The 17,065-nt window shown below is 71.3% G+C and carries 10 protein-coding genes and 1 pseudogene; 2 read left to right on the top strand and 9 right to left on the bottom strand.

Features of this window, described 5'->3' with window-relative positions:
• Positions 1-442 precede the first annotated feature (442 nt).
• Both ACH4S7_RS20215 and ACH4S7_RS20210 read left to right on the top strand, forming a co-directional pair.
• A pseudogene (locus tag ACH4S7_RS20215) lies at positions 443-631 on the top strand (helix-turn-helix transcriptional regulator); the annotation flags it as partial.
• A 426-nt stretch (positions 632-1,057) separates the two neighbouring features.
• A complete protein-coding gene (locus ACH4S7_RS20210; RefSeq protein ID WP_398522584.1) occupies positions 1,058-2,113 on the top strand; it encodes a tyrosine-type recombinase/integrase in 1,056 nt (351 codons plus the stop codon).
• 61 nt (positions 2,114-2,174) lie between these two features.
• Here the strand turns inward: ACH4S7_RS20210 and ACH4S7_RS20205 are convergent, their stop codons facing one another.
• From ACH4S7_RS20205 to ACH4S7_RS20165, 9 genes are all read right to left on the bottom strand, one after another.
• Positions 2,175-3,698, bottom strand: coding sequence for an aldehyde dehydrogenase family protein (locus ACH4S7_RS20205; protein WP_398522583.1), 1,524 nt, complete (start codon positions 3,696-3,698; stop codon positions 2,175-2,177).
• Between the two features lie 127 nt (positions 3,699-3,825).
• Complete coding sequence (locus tag ACH4S7_RS20200; RefSeq protein ID WP_398522582.1) at positions 3,826-5,388, bottom strand: GMC family oxidoreductase; 1,563 nt, start codon at positions 5,386-5,388, stop codon at positions 3,826-3,828.
• Between the two features lie 86 nt (positions 5,389-5,474).
• Complete coding sequence (locus tag ACH4S7_RS20195; RefSeq protein WP_398522581.1) at positions 5,475-7,052, bottom strand: APC family permease; 1,578 nt, start codon at positions 7,050-7,052, stop codon at positions 5,475-5,477.
• Positions 7,049-8,518: an aldehyde dehydrogenase family protein gene (locus ACH4S7_RS20190; protein WP_398522580.1), complete on the bottom strand. Its 1,470-nt coding sequence runs from the start codon at positions 8,516-8,518 to the stop codon at positions 7,049-7,051. Before ACH4S7_RS20190 ends, ACH4S7_RS20195 begins: the two co-directional genes overlap by 4 nt.
• Positions 8,519-8,753: 235 nt before the next feature.
• Positions 8,754-10,007: a GAF domain-containing protein gene (locus ACH4S7_RS20185; RefSeq protein ID WP_398522579.1), complete on the bottom strand. Its 1,254-nt coding sequence runs from the start codon at positions 10,005-10,007 to the stop codon at positions 8,754-8,756.
• Between the two features lie 89 nt (positions 10,008-10,096).
• Complete coding sequence (locus ACH4S7_RS20180; protein ID WP_398522578.1) at positions 10,097-10,723, bottom strand: N-acetylmuramoyl-L-alanine amidase; 627 nt, start codon at positions 10,721-10,723, stop codon at positions 10,097-10,099.
• A 431-nt stretch (positions 10,724-11,154) separates the two neighbouring features.
• The gene (locus ACH4S7_RS20175) at positions 11,155-12,519 is read right to left on the bottom strand and encodes an esterase-like activity of phytase family protein (protein WP_398522577.1); all 1,365 of its coding nucleotides are present in this window, start codon (positions 12,517-12,519) and stop codon (positions 11,155-11,157) included.
• Between the two features lie 326 nt (positions 12,520-12,845).
• Positions 12,846-14,147, bottom strand: coding sequence for an SWF or SNF family helicase (locus ACH4S7_RS20170; protein WP_398522576.1), 1,302 nt, complete (start codon positions 14,145-14,147; stop codon positions 12,846-12,848).
• Complete coding sequence (locus ACH4S7_RS20165) at positions 14,144-16,966, bottom strand: SNF2-related protein (protein WP_398522575.1); 2,823 nt, start codon at positions 16,964-16,966, stop codon at positions 14,144-14,146. The genes ACH4S7_RS20170 and ACH4S7_RS20165 overlap by 4 nt, the downstream gene beginning before the upstream one ends.
• Between the last annotated feature and the right edge of the window lie 99 nt (positions 16,967-17,065).

Genomic DNA, 17,065 nt, shown 5'->3' with positions numbered 1-17,065 from the left:
CACCCCGGAGATCACCCGGTGGCGGAAGCCTGCGTAGCTGCTGTCCCCGTTGCTGAACGAGTAACACCTCACCAGATACTCGTTCGACCCCCTGTCAGAGCTCCTTGCTTCGTTTCGTGGAGGCGGCCCCCTCACGCAGGAGCCCTGTCCGCCACCGGACTTTCCTGCCGGTCACGCGATATGCCGACGATGAAGCAGAGCGCTGTGTAGCTATAGCCGAAGATCCCCGGTTCGCCAAAACGGGAATCCTTCGGACCATTGGTGGTGTTCGCACTGGCTGTACTTAGCGATGGAGCCGCGCGGTCACATGTTCCCTTGTGTGAGTGTTGCATCAGCGGCTCCGGTGGATATTCGCGCCGAAAGATGAAGCGCTGCGGGGTCCTCCAGGCGGACGCCGCTCAGGTGCCCTGCTGAAAGATGAGGAAGACTCCAATGGCCCGTCCCCCCCGCACTCAAACCTGCCGATGTGCTCGCGGCGATCCGTATGAGCCCGTCGGCGTTCTACCGCCTCCGAGCCCGGGGCGACGCTCCCCGAATGATCAAGCTACCGAACGGTGAACTGCGCTGCCGCCGCGCTGATCTGGACGCGTGGTGGGCTGCGTGTGAAAGGGAAACGCCTGAATGGCGATGAGCTACAAGGTTCGATTCTGGGAAATACGCGAGCGGACCGGCCGCCAAAAGGGATTCGAGGCCCGCTGGACCGCCAGCGGTCGTGAAGAGTCCGAGTCCTTCAGGACCAAGGGACTCGCGGAGAGTCGCCGCGCCAAACTGATGACCGCAGCCCGGGACAGCGAGCCATTCGATCCCCGGACCGGACTGCCCGCCTCCGAAGTCCGCGCCCTGAAACAGCGCACCACCTGGTACGTCCTCGCCCGGGAATACATCGAACAGCGCTGGGACCGCACACCCGGCAACACCCGCCGAACCCTCGCCGACGCCCTGGCCACGATCACGCCCGCCCTGGTGGAGCCCGGAGCCGCCTACCGCCATCCGCGCGTTCTGCGGCGAGCCCTGTACTCATGGGCCTTCAACATGAACGCCTGGAAGACCGGAGCCCATGGAGGAGTGGCAGACGGCACTGGCCTGGCTGGAACAGAACTCCCTACCCGTGAGCGAGCTGGAGGACCCCGACATCCTCCGCCGCGCGCTGGACGCCCTGTGCCGCAAACTCGACGGAACGGCCGCCGCCGCCAAGACCGCGAAACGGAAGAAGGCAGCGGTCAACGAGGTCTTCGGCATGGCCGTCGAACGCGGCTACTTCACCCACAACCCGCTCAACGGACTCCGATGGACGGCACCGGAAGTGGCGGACGAGGTCGACCCCGACTGCGTCCCCAACCCCGCCCAAGCCGCCCGGCTACTCGAAGCCGTCAGGGAACTCCCGGGCCGAGGGCCTCACCTGTACGGCTTCTTCGGCTGCATGTACCACGCCGCCATGCGCCCCGCCGAAGTCATCCATCTCCGCAAGGCCCAGTGCCGCCTCCCGGCCACCGGATGGGGCCTGCTGAACCTCAAGGGCGGCGTCGTCACCGCGGGAAAGGAATGGACCGACGACGGTGCCGTCCACGAAGTGCACTCCCTGAAGCGGCGCGCGGCCAAAGCCACCCGGCCCGTACCCATCCCACCCGTACTCGTCCGCATCCTGCGCGAACACATCGAACAGTTCGGCGTCGCACCGGACGGCCGCCTCTTCCGCAACGCGAAGGGCAACTACATCGACGCCTCCGCCTACGGCATCACCTGGAACCGGGCCCGCGAAGCCCCTCTCACCCTGGACGAACACGCCCTCGAACTCGCCAAGCGACCCTACGACCTCCGGCACGCCGGCATCTCCTTCTGGCTCGCCTCCGGCGTCGACCCGGCCGAATGCGCCCGCCGCGCCGGACAGAGCATCCAGGTCCTCTTCCGGCACTACGCAAAGTTCCTGGCCGAGACACGGGACCACGCCAACCGGCTCATCGAGGACTCCATGCGCCGCTGGGAGAGCTCCTCGGAGGCTGATGAGGGCGGGTTAACCGGCTACTGGCCCGGAATGGCCCCGGAACAGCTGGTCAGAGGTGGGATACGGGTGGGTGAAATCGGGAGTAACGCCGAATTTCGACTCGCCGCGTAGAAGTGCGTCGCGAAGGGCGCCTGGCAGGGAGAACCCCTGGTCAGGCGCCCTTCTTCGGCGTCTAGAAGAAGCCCAGCTTCTTCGGTGAATACGACACCAGGAGATTCTTCGTCTGCTGATAGTGCTCCAGCATCATCCGGTGCGTCTCGCGACCGATGCCCGACTGCTTGTAGCCGCCGAAGGCCGCGTGTGCCGGATACGCGTGGTAGCAGTTCGTCCAGACCCTGCCCGCCTGGATCGCCCGGCCCGCGCGGTACGCGGTGTTGATGTCGCGGGTCCAGACGCCCGCGCCCAGCCCGTACAGCGTGTCGTTGGCCGTCTTCATGGCGTCGTCGAAGTCCGAGAAGGGCGCCACGGCTACGACGGGCCCGAAGATCTCCTCCTGGAAGACCCGCATCCGGTTGTCGCCCTCGAAGATCGTCGGCTGGACGTAGTACCCGCCGGCCAGTTCCCCGTCGTACTCGACGCGCTCGCCGCCCGTCAGGACCTTCGCGCCCTCCTGCCGGCCGATGTCCAAGTACGACAGGATCTTCTGGAGCTGGTCGTTGGATGCCTGGGCGCCGATCATCGTGTCCGTGTCCAGGGGGTGGCCCGGCACGATCAGTTCGGTGCGGGCGGTGGCCGCCGCCAGGAAGTCGCGGTAGTGGCCCTGCTGGATCAGCGCCCGTGACGGACAGGTGCACACCTCGCCCTGGTTGAGGGCGAACATGGTGAAGCCTTCGAGCGCCTTGTCCCTGAAGTCGTCGTCGGCGGCCCAGACGTCGTCGAAGAAGATGTTCGGCGATTTGCCGCCGAGCTCCAGGGTGACCGGTTTGATGTTCTCGGAGGCGTACTGCATGATCAGCCGCCCGGTGGTGGTCTCCCCGGTGAACGCGATCTTCGCGACGCGGGCACTGGACGCGAGGGGCTTGCCCGCCTCTACGCCGAACCCGTTGACGATGTTGAGGACGCCGTCCGGCAGCAGATCGGCGACCAGCCCCAGCCAGACGTGGATGGAGGCCGGGGTCTGTTCCGCCGGCTTGAGCACCACCGTATTGCCCGCGGCCAGGGCGGGCGCCAGCTTCCAGGTCGCCATCAGGATCGGGAAGTTCCAGGGGATGATCTGGCCGACCACACCGAGCGGTTCATGGAAGTGGTACGCGACGGTGTCGTCGTCGAGCTCGCTCAGGGAACCTTCCTGGGCCCGCAGCGCTCCGGCGAAGTACCGGAAGTGGTCGATCGCCAGGGGGACGTCGGCGGCGAGCGTCTCCCGGATCGGCTTGCCGTTCTCCCAGCTCTCCGCGACCGCCAGCTCCGCCAGATTCTCCTCCATCCGGTCGGCGATCCTCAGGAGGACTCCGGCGCGTTCGCCGGCCGAGGTACGGCCCCAGCCGGGTGCCGCTGCCTCCGCGGCGTCCAGCGCCCGTTCCACGTCCTCGGCGGTGCCACGGGCGATCTCCGTGAACGGGCGGCCGTTGACCGGGCTCGGGTTCTCGAAGTACTGCCCGCGCGCCGGGGGTACGTACGCGCCGCCGATCCAGTGGTCATAGCGCGGCTGGTACGAGACGATCGCGCCATCGCTCCCCGGCGCTGCGTATCGGGTCATCTCCAGGGCCTCCCGGTGAGGACGCCGTCCGCGAGTGGACGGCACTCAGCGGGAGGCTAGGAGCCCCGACGTTGCAACGGGGTTGCGACGCGACGGCCGGAGCCGAGGTCAGCCCCCTTGATCAGAGTCAGCCCGCCTTGATCAGATCGGCGCACTTCTCGCCGATCATCATCGTCGTGATGCAGGGGTTGACCGCGGGGAGCAGGGGCATCGCCGAGGCGTCGGCCACTCGCAGTCCGCGCACTCCCTTGACCCGCAGTGCTGGATCAAGCGGCGAGTCCGGGTCGTCCGGCGCCCCCATCCGTACCGTCCCCGCCGGGTGGTAGACGGTGTTGTGGGTCTCGCGGATGTAGGAGAACAACTCCTCGTCCGACTGGACAGCGGGCCCCGGGGCGAGTTCCCGGCCCGCCCACCCGGCCATCGGCGTCTGCGCGACGATGTCGCGCGCGAGCCGCAGCCCGTAGGTCATCACCCGGATGTCGTGCTCGTGGGTGAAGTAGCGGGGGTCGACCTTCGGCTTGTCCCGGAAGTCACGCGTGCGCAGCCGGACCGTTCCGGTGGACCGGGCGCGGGTGACGTTCGGCGTGAGGCAGAAGGCGTTGTCCGTGGTCGGATAGCCGCGCCGGTAGGTGTTCAGATCGAAGGGCACCGAACCGTAGTGGAACATCAGGTCCGGCCGGTCGAGGCCGGGCTCCGTGTCGGCGAAGACGCCGATCTCCCACCACTGCGTGGACGAGGTGACCATGGGCTGCTGCGCCTCCCACATGATCACACCCTCGGGATGGTCCTGGAGGTGTGCGCCGACACCGGGGGAGTCGACCCGTACCGGCACGCCGGTCTCCCGCAGATGGGCGGCCGGCCCGATGCCCGACAGCATCAGCAGCTTCGGCGAGTCGATGGCTCCACAGGAGACGATCACTTCGCGCCGCGCGCCCACCGAACCGCTGTGCACGGTGTCCGGTTCCAGGTATTCGACCCCGGAGCAGCGCCCGTCGTCGGTGAACAGCAGTCGTTTGGCCTGGAGTCCCGTCCGTATCTCCAGATTGGGGCGGTTCATGATCGGATGGAGGTACGCGACCGAGGCGGAGGAACGGGTGCCGTCCTCCCGTGAGTTGATCTGGAACCAGTTGGCGCCGCGCACCACCGTCGTACCGCTGTTGAACGGGGTGGTCGGGATGCCCGCGGCGGCACACGCGTCCAGCAGCGCCCTGCCGCAGGGATCGTTCGGGGGGACGCTGCGGATGGTGACCGGACCCGAGCGGCCGTGGTGGGCGCCGGGCGCGTCATTGGTCTCCAGCCGCTGGTAGAGCGGGAAGCAGTCCTTGGCGCTCCAGCCCGCGCAGCCCATGGCGGCCCATTCGTCGAGGTCCTCGGCGGGCGCCCAGAACGCGATGCACGAATTGTGCGAGGAGCAGCCGCCGAGCACCTTGGCGCGGGCGTGGCGCATGAAGCTGTTGCCGTTCTCCTGCGGTTCGACGGGGTAGTCCCAGTCGTAGCCGGACTCCAGCAGGGCCATCCAGCGGTCGAGCCGCAGAATGTTCTCATCGCCGACGTCCGACGGGCCCGCTTCCAGTACGCACACACTGACGCCCGGATCCTCGGACAGCCGCGCGGCGATGACGGCGCCCGCGGTGCCGCCGCCGACCACCACATAGTCGTACTCATGGACAGGGCTGTTCTGGGCGGGCATGAGGTCTCCAGGTCTCCGTATCGGGACAGGGGATGGGACAGGGGATGGGGCAGGGGAGGGGGAGGGGGAGGAGTTGGTGCGGGAGGTCAACTGGTGGCGGGCGGGGTGTCGTCAGTGACGACGGCCCGGTGTTCGGCGAGCACACCCGTACGGTGGCGCTGGACGAACCAGTAGTAGGCGAAGCCCCCCAGTGCGACCACACCGATGAACAGGAACGCGCCCCAGCGCAGATACCAGTGCTGGTCCCCGGTCGCGTTGTAGACCTCCGCTCGGGGCCAGGCCAGGTTGAGCGACATCGCGGCGCCCCACACCACGGCGACGGCATTGACGGGCAGTCCGAACCGCCCGAGCGAGAACCTGCCTTCGGCCGGGCGCCAGGTGCCGCGCAGCCGCTGGACCAGCATGGGGACGGTGACCAGCAGATAGGCCAGATAGATCATGATGATCGCGATGCTGGTGATCACCGAGAAGATCTGTGGCTGCTTGATGTTGATCACCAGGATGAGGACACTGACCACGCCGATCAGGACGGCGGGGGCGACCGGTGTCCGGAAGCGCGGGCTCACCCGGGCGAGGACCGAGCCCGCCGGCAGATTGTTGTCGCGCGCCATCGCGAACATCAGCCGGATGCCCGCCGCGTGCACCGCCAGCACACAGACGGTGATCGCGACGACCACGCACCACAGGACCAGTTCGCCGACCGTGGAGCCGAGCGTCTCCAGCACCACGTACTGGAGTCCACCGGCCGTCAGCTCCTTCGACGCCAGATCCGGCACCGCCATCAGGGCGAAGAGCAGGATCAGCCCGCCGATGAGGAACGACGCGAGCAGCGCGCGGAGGATGGCCCGGGGCGCGTTACGGCTCGGGTCGTGCGACTCCTCGCCGAGCGAGGAGGCCGTGTCGAATCCGTACATCACATAGGCGGAGGCGAGTGACGCGGTCAGGAACGCGCCGAGATATCCGAGGGAGTCCCCGCCGCCGAGGCCGTGGGTGTCGGTGAGGACCTCGCTGGGGCCGCGGGTGATGTTCGCGGCGAGCAGGACGATCAGGGCCACGGCGGCGATCAGTTCGACGAACACCCCCGCCGAGTTGATCCGGGCCATCAACTGGACCCCGAAGGCGTTCACCAGCGTGGAGAACAGGATGAGGGCCGAGCCCAGTAGTACTGCGTTGGTGGCGGCGTCGGACGCGCCGCTGCCGTCGCCGACGAACTGGAACCAGCCGTCGATCTGCGGCAGTGTGACCTGGTACGCCAGCGCCACGGCGGACATCGACACGATCGTGGCCATCAACATCATCCAGCCGCCGAGCCAACCGATGTGCGGGCCGCCCAGGCTCTTGGCCCAGTTGTAGACGGATCCGGCCACCGGATAGCGGGCCGCCAGTTCACAGAAGCACAGGGCCACCATCAGCTGTCCGGCGAAGACCAGCGGCCAGGACCACCAGTAGGCGGGTCCACCGAACGAGACGCCGAAGTAGAAGAGCTGGAAGGTCCCGGTCAGGATGGAGATGTAGCTGATCCCGGCCGCGAAGGTGTGGAAGGTGCCGAGGGTGCGTTTCAGTTCGGGCCGGTAGCCGAGGTCGCCGAGTGCCCGGTCGTCCTCGTGTCCCGGCAGGGAGGTGTCCGGTCCGTCGTGCCGCGCGGCGTCCTCCGGTCCGGTCAAGAGAACCACCGCTGCGGGCGGGGAGCGAGGTTGCGCCAGATGTGTTTGGCCTCCTGATACTCCGCCAGCCCGGCCGGACCCAGTTCGCGGCCGAAGCCGGACTGTTTCATCCCGCCCCACTCCGCCTGCGGGACGTAGGGATGGAAGTCGTTGATCCAGACGGTCCCGGCGCGCAGCCGCCCGGCCACCCGCTGGGCACGCCCCTCGTCCCGCGTCCAGACCGCGCCCGCGAGCCCGTAGATCGTGTCGTTGGCGAGCGCGACGGCCTCCTCCTCGTGCCGGAACCGTTCGACGGTGAGCACCGGGCCGAACGATTCGTCACGGACCACCGACATATCCGGGGTGCACTCGTCCAACACCGTCGGCGGGTAGTAGAAACCGTCCCGCAGTTCCGGATCGTCCGGCCGGGCCCCGCCGCAGCGCAGCACCGCGCCCTCGGCGATCCCGGCCGCCACATATGCCTCGACCTTGTCCCGGTGCGCTGCGGAGATCAGCGGTCCGGTCCGGGCGCTGTCGTCGAAGGGGCCGCCCAGCCGGATCTCCCGGGCGCCCGCGACCACCGCGTCCACGAACCGGTCGTGCAGCTCGTCCTGGACCAGCAGTCGGGCCCCGGCCGAACAGACCTGCCCGGAGTGGAGGAAGACGGCGGTGAGGGCGTGGTCGACGGCGGTGTCGAAATCGGCGTCGGCGAAGACGATGTTCGGGTTCTTGCCGCCCAGTTCCAGGGCCACCTTCTTCACGGTGGGCGCCGCCGCCGCCATCACCCGCCGGCCCGTGAGCAGCCCTCCGGTGAAGGAGACCAGATCGACCCGTGGATCCTCGGTGAGCGGCGCGCCCGCCTCGGCGCCCGTGCCGAGCACCAGATTGGCGACCCCGTCGGGCAGTCCTGCCTCGGTCAGCAGCCGCATCAACAGGATGGCGGTGTGCGGGGTCAGCTCGCTGGGCTTGAGGACGAAGGTGTTGCCCGCCCCGAGTGCCGGGGCCACCTTCCACGCCGTCTGCAGCAGCGGATAGTTCCACGGAGTGATCAGGGCGCAGACTCCGACCGGTTCGTACACCACCCGGCTGTCCGTCTCCGGGTTTCCTGTGTCGACGACCCGGCCGCCGTCACCGGCCGCCGTCAGGCCGCCGAACCAGCGGAAGCAGTTGGCGATATCGGCCATGTCGTACTCGCTCTCCACGAGCCGCTTCCCGGTGTCCAGGGATTCGGCCCGCGCGAGTGTGTCCTTGTCGCGCTCCAACAGATCGGCGACGCGGAGCAGTAGCCTGCCGCGCTCGGCGGCCGGGGTGCGCGGCCAGGGACCGCGGTCGAAGGCGTCGCGGGCGGCCGCGACCGCCGCCGCCGCGTCCTGGGGACCGGCCTCGTCGACGGTCGCGACGAGAGTGCCGTCGGCGGGACAACGGATCTCCCGTATCCGTCCGTCGCGGGCCGCGATCCACTCGCCGCCGATGAACAGCTCCGCCATGGGGTGGTTCCTCCGGTTCTCACGCAGTCGGGCAAGGGGACCCCTGCCCGGCTGGGCCGGTCGTACTCCTCCGCGGAGTGGAGAGGGGAAGTACCTGGTCAGTGCGGTGCCGAAGCATTACGGGAGGTATGGGGACGACGTGCCCCCTCGTCAGATCGGTTGATCTCCGGGCTGCTTGACGGTCCGTCGGATCACCGGACGTCGTGGGGCGCGGGCAGGCGTACGGGCGGGATCGTCAGCAGCCCTGCCAGCCGTCCAGCTCCCGCACCCGGGCCAGCGCCGCCGGACGCTGCGAAGCGGACAGGGCGCCGGCCAGCGCCCGCCACACCGCCACGTCGTTCTCCCCCCACGGGCTGTACGCCCAGTCGGTCAACAACCCCGGATCGCCGCGCGCGATGAGCGCCGCCCGCAACTGGTCTTCCAGCCGCCGCCGCAGCCGTGCCACCGCGGGCGCCCGGGACGCGGGCAGGAGGGGGCCCGCGTACGCGCCCAGCGCCGCCTGCACCGCCCCCGATGCCAGCCGCCGGCTCACCGTGTCGGCATCCGTGTCCACCCGCGCGGCCAGCCGGTAGGGCCGCGAGCGCAGCAGTTCGGGCCCGAGTAGATGGCGCAGCCGGCACACCTCCGCCCGCAGGGTGACCGGGGTGACGGACTCGTCCTCGTACAACTCGATCAGTAGTTCATCACCGCCGACGCCCTCCGGGCGATGGGCCAGCAGCAGCACGATCTCGCTGTGGCGTCGGCTCAGCCGAACGGTGCGCCCGTCCGCCGTCAGAAGCGCCTCGTCCCGGCCGAGCGCGCGGAGCCGGACACTGCCCACCGCGGGCGGCGGCGCGAGCAGCGCGAGCTGGGACTCGGCGGCCCGCGCCACGGCGCCGACGAAGGCGAGGCTGTGTGGATGCGCGAGCCCGTCACCGCCGGTGATGTCCACCGCGCCGAGCACCCGCCCGGTCGCCGGGTCGTGGATCGGGGCCGCCGCGCAGGTCCATGCCTGGACGGGGCGGCGGAAGTGCTCGGCCGCGAACACCTGGACGGGCCGGTCCACGGTGATCGCCGTACCCGGCGCGTTCGTCCCGACCGCCGTCTCGGCCCAACGGGCGCCGGGCACGAAGTTCATCCGTCCCGCCGCGCGGCAGGTGGCGGGCGCGCCCTCCACCCAGAGGAGGCGGCCGTGCGCGTCGCAGACCGCCACCAGATGCTCGCCGTCCCTGGCGTAATCGCCGGTCAGCTCACGTACCAGGGGCATCACGCGCGCCAGCGGATGATCTTCGCGGTAGGCGCTGAGGTGGTCGTCGGTCAACTCGACGCCGGCCGTGCCCTCCGGGCTGACGCGGGCCCGTGCCGAACGCCGCCACGAGTCCGCGACCACGGGGCGCACCGGCCGCTGGACCCGGCCGGCCGTCAGATACGCGTCATGGGCCCGGCGCAGCGCGACAATCCGCTCGGCCGGATCCACACCCGGCTCCAGGGCCACCCACGCGTCGCTCAACTCGGCCTCCCTGGACCCATCGTGGCCCCCGGCGGCCGGACGCGACAAGCGGTGGGGGCGCGTCGTGGCCGGGAGTGCGCCCCGGCGCGTCAGTCGAGGTTGACGAGTCGGATGTAACGCGCCCAGTCCCAGTACGGCCCGGGGTCGCTGTGGGTGGCACCCGGGACCTCGTGGTGGCCGATGATGTGCGTACGGTCCCTGGGGATCCGGTACCGCTTGCAGATCGCGGCGGTGACGGCCGCCGACCGTTCGTAGAGCGCGTCGGTGAAATACCCGGGCTGGTCCACCCAGCCCTCGTGCTCGATGCCGACGCTGCGGGTGTTGTGGCCCCAACTACCGGCATGCCAACCGATGTTCCGCTCTCGTACGCACTGGGCCACCAGCCCGTCCGCCGACCGCACCACATAGTGCGCGGACACCTTCCGTGCCGGGTTCTGGAAGATCTTCACCGTGTCGTCGAAGGTCTCCTGGGTGACATGGATGACCACCCGGTCGACGGCGTACGAGGAAGGGCGTTCGGACGCTGTGTAGTTGGCGGTGGTGGCGGGCAGCCAGAGGGCGCCCGGGTAGTCGATGGTCGCGGCGTCGGTGGTCGCGGCGTCGGTGGTCGCGGTGGCGGATCGGGCGGGCGCGGCGGCCGTGGCCCGGGCCGGGGGGAGCAGTGCGCCGGTCGCCGCGGCGAGGGCGGCGCCCCGGAGCAGTCTTCTACGGTCCATGGGACCTCTCCTGGTGGGTGTCCGAAGTGAGGCGGACGGCCTGCGGCGCGAGGCGGCGGAGGCCGCTTCGAGGATCTCGCGCCGGCCTCCATTCACCGGGGACATCGGCGAGGCGAGTTCGCCAGTGTCGCGGCGGACGGGCGGAGAGGCGGGGGACCGGTGCCACGGCAGCGGGCGGAGGGCCGGTCGCCCCCGCCGGCAGACGGGGTGAGGGAGTGGTGGATGGTGCCCCCCGGCGGGGGGCCCGGGCGGACCTCACGGTACGGAGCGATGCGGACACCGGGCGGGCGTTCACGGTGGCCCCGGCGCCGGCGAGCGGTCCGTGGCGAGGGCAGCGGCCCCGGGGTCTGTCACTTCCCCCGGGGCCGCTCCCCGCTGTGATCCGGTCAGTCAGTGAGTCAGTGAGTCAGTCACGTGCCGACCCGCCCGCCCTACCGTCGGTCGAGCAGCGGGCGCGGCAGCCGTACCTGGGTCATCCGCGTCTCGATACCGCTATCGATCAGCCGACCCTCCGGGTCGAACGCGCCGGGCCCGTCCGTCATCCCGAAGTCGTTGTCGTTGATGAGTGCGAGGGTGTCCCGGCGCACCACCGCGATGCCTTCGATCTTCCCGGGCACCCCGGCGACCTTCCCGAAGTCCACCACCAGTCGCTTGCCGAGCACCGGCACACCCGCGGCGGCCGGGTCCTCGATCTGCTCATAGCTGGGGGAGGTCGCCGGATCGTCCCAACGGCTGCCGAGCATGCCCGCACCACGCGGCAGGGTGACGCGCTGGAGCCGGGATGCCTTGTCGGTGCGCTCCTGCACCAGAAGGGTGTCCCGGTCCAGCGCGACGAGCGAGGAGATCTTCAGCTCGGAGGTGTCCGTCTCGGTGGGGTCGACCACGTTCACCGCGTCGAAGCGATAGGCGTACTCGGCGGTCACGGCCCGCTCGGCGGGCGAGAAGCGCAGCAGTCGCGCGTTACGCGAGGTCTCGCCCGCGGCCTGATCGGGCACGGAGAGCGGGCTCTGCACGGCCGCCACCAGATCGCCGCCGGGGAGCCGGGTCAGCCCCTCGAAACCGCGGTTGAGCTTCCGCTGCAACAGAATGGCGGGCAGCGCCTCCACGACGGGATAGTCGGTACCCCGCAGATCGAGCCCTCGGGGCACGTACCGGGCGAGCACCCGGCCGCGCGGAGAGACATGCACCAGCGAGGGCCCGTACTCGTCGGCGAGCCAGAACGAACCGTCGGCGGCGCGCACGAGGCCCTCGGTGTCCAGTCCGTTCGGGTTGTACGGGAGTGGGGTGCTGGCGTCGTACGTATACGGTGCCTCGTCGCGCGACGCCTGGTTCGGCAGGCCGGAGACCGGCTTGCCGGACGAGGTGGTGAGCGGGATCGCCCCGAGCACACGTACGTCGTCGCCGGAGACCCGCACTTTCACGATGGCGGGATTGAAACCGGGCACCGGGAACGTACGGCGCTTCTTGCCGTCGATCCTGATCTGACCGTTGGGTCCGCGGTCGGTCATCGCCCAGAACTCGCCCGCCCGGCCGGCGGGGTAGAGGTCGCTGCCGATACCCAGGTGGATCCCGCGGTCGTCGTCCACGGAATCCGGTACCAGGGAGTTGCTGAACTCGCCCAGGGGAACGTCCTGGAGCACGGCGCTGCCGACCACCGACGGCGCGGGCTCACCGGCGGACGGGGCGGGCGCGCCGGTCGCGGTCGTCGTGGCGGTGAGCGCCACCACGACCGCGACCGGCAGCCCCATGGTGAGGGCGCGGCGGACCGGGCGGGGCGGACGCGAGGAACGGGACATCGGGCCTCCTGGTGGGGAGCAGGCGGATCGGTCAGGTCTGCTCGACGACGCCGCTGAAACCTTCGGCGGGTGGCGCGGTGGGGTCGTGCGCCCTCCCCGGGCGAGGGGACCGTCACGGGCCGTCGGGAGGAACACTGCCCGAAACGGCGCCGCCGCGGGGGTGGTTGGGCCGGTTCGGTGCCATCCGACTACCGGGGGCCCCGGGGCGGTTCGGGTGATCTCGGGCGGATCAGACGCGCCCCCACCGGACCCGGGGTGCGCCCGCCCCGGCTCCGGGAGCGCGGACACGACGACGCGCGCTCCCGGACACCCGGCCGGGTGGTCTGTCAGCCCGTCTCGCCCAGCGCCTCCGCCAGCGCGGCGGCGGGGTCGTGGTCGCCCGGACCGCCGGGGCTCCAGCGTCCCCGCTCCTTGCGGTACGGCCACCAGCGGCCGTCCGCGCCGAGCCGCAACTGCGCCTCGGCGCCCACCACCGTCCACCGCCCGGCTCCGGCCGGCCGCAACCGCGGCCGGTCCGCTGCCTCCCAGGCCGCCTCCAGCACCGTGGCCGCCCGCGCCAGCTCAACCGCCGACGGCGTCCACTCCCCGTCGAGCACGGCGAGCGAGGCCGGACCGCCCGCCCGCCAAGCCCGTACGGCCAGCTCCAGCTCGGCGCGCGTCCGCCGGGTCGCCGTCGCGAGCCGGCCGGTGATCACCGGGCCGGGCACCGAGGCGGCCATCCGCACCGCGTCCTGACCGGGTGTCAACCCGTCGTCCAAGGACTGGTGCCGATGGACCGGTGTGAGCGCCTCGACCAGTAGCCGGTGGGCCCGCGCGGCGGCGTCCGCCGCCAGGAACTCCAACGCGTCCGGGTCGATGCCCGGTGGCGGAGCGCTCTCGGTGTGCAGGGCGGGCGGCGGCCCCGGCCGGTCCGGTACCGGCGGGGGCCCCGGCGGTGGCGGAAGGATGTCCCGCGCTGCATAGGTCTCGTCCGCCGGGACCCCCGCCGGCTCCGCCACGAGATCCGCTGGCGCGGGCGCGGCGTCGGCCGCCCGCGCCACACTGCGCGCCTGCAACTCGTCGAGCAGCCCGCGTTCCCCCCGTCCGCGCATCAGAAGGAGGACGAACGGGTCCTGGTCGAGCAGTCGGGCCACCTGGTAGCAGAGGGCGGCCGTGTGCGGACACAGGTCCCACGCCCCGCAGTCGCACTCGGGCTCCAGGTCCCCGATGCCCGGCAGCAGTTCGACCCCGGCCGTCGCCGCGTCCTCGACCAGGTGCGGGGGCATCTCCCGGTCCAACAGCGCCGCGATGTGCCCGGCGCGGTCCACCGCCATGTCCAGGAACCGGTCCCAGTCGGCGTCGTCCAGCCGGGAGAGCAGCACATCGCAGCGGTGTCCGGTGCCGTCCCGGTCCCGGACGACGGCGGTGACCCGCCCGGGGCGGACCGACACCGCTCCCACCGCGCCCGCGCGCGCCTGCTTGCGGCCCTTGGTGAGCTGGTCGGATTCGAGAGCCGTCTCCTCCAGCGCCTGCACCCAGCTCCGGCCCCACCAGGACTGGGCGAACGCGCGGTCCCGCGCGGCCGGCAGCGCGGCGAAGATCCGCTCCTCCGGATCGTGCATGCCGTCATGGTCGTGGTCGTTCGTCATGCGCGCCCCCGCAGTTCCACCAGATCCGCCAGGTCGGCGTCGGACAGTTCGGTCAGCGCGGCCTCGCCGGAGCCGAGTACCGCGTCGGCCAGCTCGCGTTTGCGGGCCAGCATGTCGGCGATCCGGTCCTCGATGGTCCCCTCGGCGATCAGCCGGTGGACCTGCACCGGCCTGGTCTGTCCGATGCGGTACGCGCGGTCGGTGGCCTGCGCCTCGACGGCGGGATTCCACCACCGGTCGACGTGGACGACATGCTCGGCACGGGTGAGATTGAGCCCGGTGCCGGCAGCCTTCAACGAGAGCAGGAAGACGGGCACCTCGCCGCGCTGGAAGCGGTCGACCATGGCCTCGCGCTCGGCGATCGGCGTACCGCCGTGCAGGAACTGGGTCGGCACCCCCCGGGTCGCCAGATGGCCTTCCAGCAGCCGGGCCATCCTGACGTACTGGGTGAAGACCAGCACGCCCGCCCCCTCGGCGAGGATCGTGTCGAGGAGTTCGTCCAGCAGTTCGACCTTGCCGGAACGGTCCGCGACGACGGGCCGCTCCTCCTTCAGGTACTGCGCGGGGTGGTTACAGATCTGTTTGAGTGACGTGAGCAGGGTCATCACCAGTCCGCGCCGCTCCATGCCGTCGGCCGCGGAGATCGCGTCGAGGGTCTCCCGGACCACCGCTTCGTACAGACCCGCCTGTTCGGCGGTGAGCGACACCGCCCGGTCCGTCTCGGTTTTCGGGGGGAGTTCGGGCGCGATACCCGGGTCGGACTTCCGGCGGCGCAGCAGGAACGGCGTGATCAGCGCGGTGAGTCGGCGGGCGGCGGCGGGGTCGTCGCCGCTCTCCACGGCCCGCGCGTACCGACTGCGGAAGGTGCCGAGCCGGCCCAGCAGACCGGGTGTGGTCCAGTCGAGGATCGCCCACAGTTCGGAGAGGTTGTTCTCCACGGGGGTGCCGCTCAGGGCCACCCGGGCCTTCGCGCCGATGGTGCGGAGCTGCCGGGCGGTGGCCGAGTACGGATTCTTGACGTGCTGGGCCTCGTCAGCGACGACCAGGCCCCAGGGCACCTCGCCGAGCCGGTCCGCGTCGAGCCGCATCGTCCCGTACGTGGTGAGCACCACATCGCCGTCGGCGACGCCGTCCAGAGTGCGGGTGGCGCCGTGGAAACGCCGTACCGGCGTACCGGGTGCGAACTTCTCGATCTCCCGCTGCCAGTTGCCCATCAGGGAGGTCGGGCAGACGACGAGAGTGGGTCCCGCCGCCGACGGATCGGTGCGGCGGTGCAGATGGAGGGCGATGACGGTGATGGTCTTGCCCAGCCCCATGTCGTCGGCGAGGCAGCCGCCGAGGCCGAGGGAGGTCATCCGGTTCAGCCAGTTGAGACCGCGTAGCTGGTAGTCGCGCAGCGTGGCGGCGAGCGCGGCGGGCGGGCCGATCTCCTGCGTACCGCCCTCGGGGTCGGTGAGCCGGTCCCGCAGCCGTGCCACCCAGCCGGATGCCTCGACCTCCACCTGCCGGCCGTCGACCTCGGTGGAGCCGGTCAGGACGGCGCCGAGCGCGTCGACCGGGGAGAGGGTGCCGTTCCGGACCGCGCGGACCTGGCGGGCCTCCTCGGGGTCGATGAGTACCCACTGGTCGCGCAGGCGCACCACGGGCCGGTTGGCTTCGGCGAGCCGGTCCAGTTCCGCACGGCTGAGCGGTTGGTCGCCCAAGGCGAAACGCCAGTCGAAGGTGAGCAGTGCGTCGGCGGAGAGGAAGGAGGGCAGCGCGGACTCGCCGACCGGGGCGCCGTGGTCGCCCGTACCGTCGCCCGCGGGCGGGCCGATCACGGCGCGCGCGGTGAGCCGGTGGGTCATCGCCTTCGGCCAGTGCACCTGGACACCGGTGGCCGCCAGCGCGCGGGTGGCGTCGCCGAGGAGTTCGGCGACCTCCTCGTCGGCGAGGTCGATCGCGTCGGGGACGGCGGCGTGCAGCAGCGGGGTGAGCGGCGCCCAGGCGCGGGCGGCGCGGCGCAGCGCCAGCAGGGCGTCCATCCGGGCGCGGGGCCCGAACGCCTCTCCCGCGCGCTCCCCGCCCGCCCAGACGTCGGCTGCGTCCGCGACGAGGGCCGGATCACTGACGCTGTGCATCTGGAGAACGGCCCGGAAGGACGGCCCCCTCTCGTCCCACTCCTGCTCCGGCTGTGCCGGGGACCCGTCGGGGGCGTCGTCAATCTCAATGCGCAGCGAGAGCCGTACGCCCGCGTCGTGGCCCGCGGCGATGTCCGCGGCCCAGGCACGCCGACCGGGCAGTCGCTGCGGCTCCGGCGCGGCGAAGGCCGGACCGCCCGCGGCGAACTCCGCGGCGGGGGAGCGCGGTAGCCCGTCGGCCACCGCGTCGAGGAACGACCGCAGCAGCCGTTCCGGCTCGGGCAGCAGTACGACGCCGTGGGCCGGTTCCAGCGGGACGGCGTGTGCGGCGGGTGGCATCGACGCCGCGAGCGTCCGGGTCCGCTCCAGGTCCTCGGGCGTGAGCGGGCCGACGCGCCAGGCGTCGTGGTCGTCGGTGGTCAGCCCGGGCAGCAGCAGGCCACGGGAGACGAGCTGCAGCGCGAGCACGGCCGCACCACCCCAGAACGCCGCCGAAACGGAGGTGTCCGGGGCGACGCGCGCCCGGGTCAGGACCGGCAGCGCCTCCCGCACAGGGACGATCAGCGCGGGCACGGTGTGCGGGCGCAGGTCGTCCAGGACGACGGTCACCTCGCCGGCCGCTCCGGGGACCGGTGCGCCGTCGGGGCTCCAGAACGCGACCCGCCCGGCGCGGGGCGGGTCGGCCGGCAGGAACACCACGGAGTGACGGGCGGAGGGCCCGTCGGGCGAGGGCGAGGGCGAGGGGAGGGTGGTTTCGGGGGCCGGGAAGAGCGTTGCCGCGGAGGGCGGATGCACAGC

Origin of the sequence: Streptomyces sp. NPDC020965, assembly GCF_044333555.1 — a bacterium.
GTDB lineage: Bacteria > Actinomycetota > Actinomycetes > Streptomycetales > Streptomycetaceae > Streptomyces.
This window is presented reverse-complemented; position numbering and strand designations above follow the sequence as displayed.

Bases quoted from the DNA above. Each gene is read 5' to 3' on its own strand.
- ACH4S7_RS20210 (WP_398522584.1), top strand. From the start codon at position 1,058: ATGGAGGAGTGGCAGACGGCACTGGCCTGGCTGGAACAGAACTCCCTA.
- ACH4S7_RS20205 (WP_398522583.1), bottom strand. From the start codon at position 3,698: ATGACCCGATACGCAGCGCCGGGGAGCGATGGCGCGATCGTCTCGTAC.
- ACH4S7_RS20200 (WP_398522582.1), bottom strand. From the start codon at position 5,388: ATGCCCGCCCAGAACAGCCCTGTCCATGAGTACGACTATGTGGTGGTC.
- ACH4S7_RS20190 (WP_398522580.1), bottom strand. From the start codon at position 8,518: ATGGCGGAGCTGTTCATCGGCGGCGAGTGGATCGCGGCCCGCGACGGA.
- ACH4S7_RS20180 (WP_398522578.1), bottom strand. From the start codon at position 10,723: ATGGACCGTAGAAGACTGCTCCGGGGCGCCGCCCTCGCCGCGGCGACC.
- ACH4S7_RS20175 (WP_398522577.1), bottom strand. From the start codon at position 12,519: ATGTCCCGTTCCTCGCGTCCGCCCCGCCCGGTCCGCCGCGCCCTCACC.
- ACH4S7_RS20170 (WP_398522576.1), bottom strand. From the start codon at position 14,147: ATGACGAACGACCACGACCATGACGGCATGCACGATCCGGAGGAGCGG.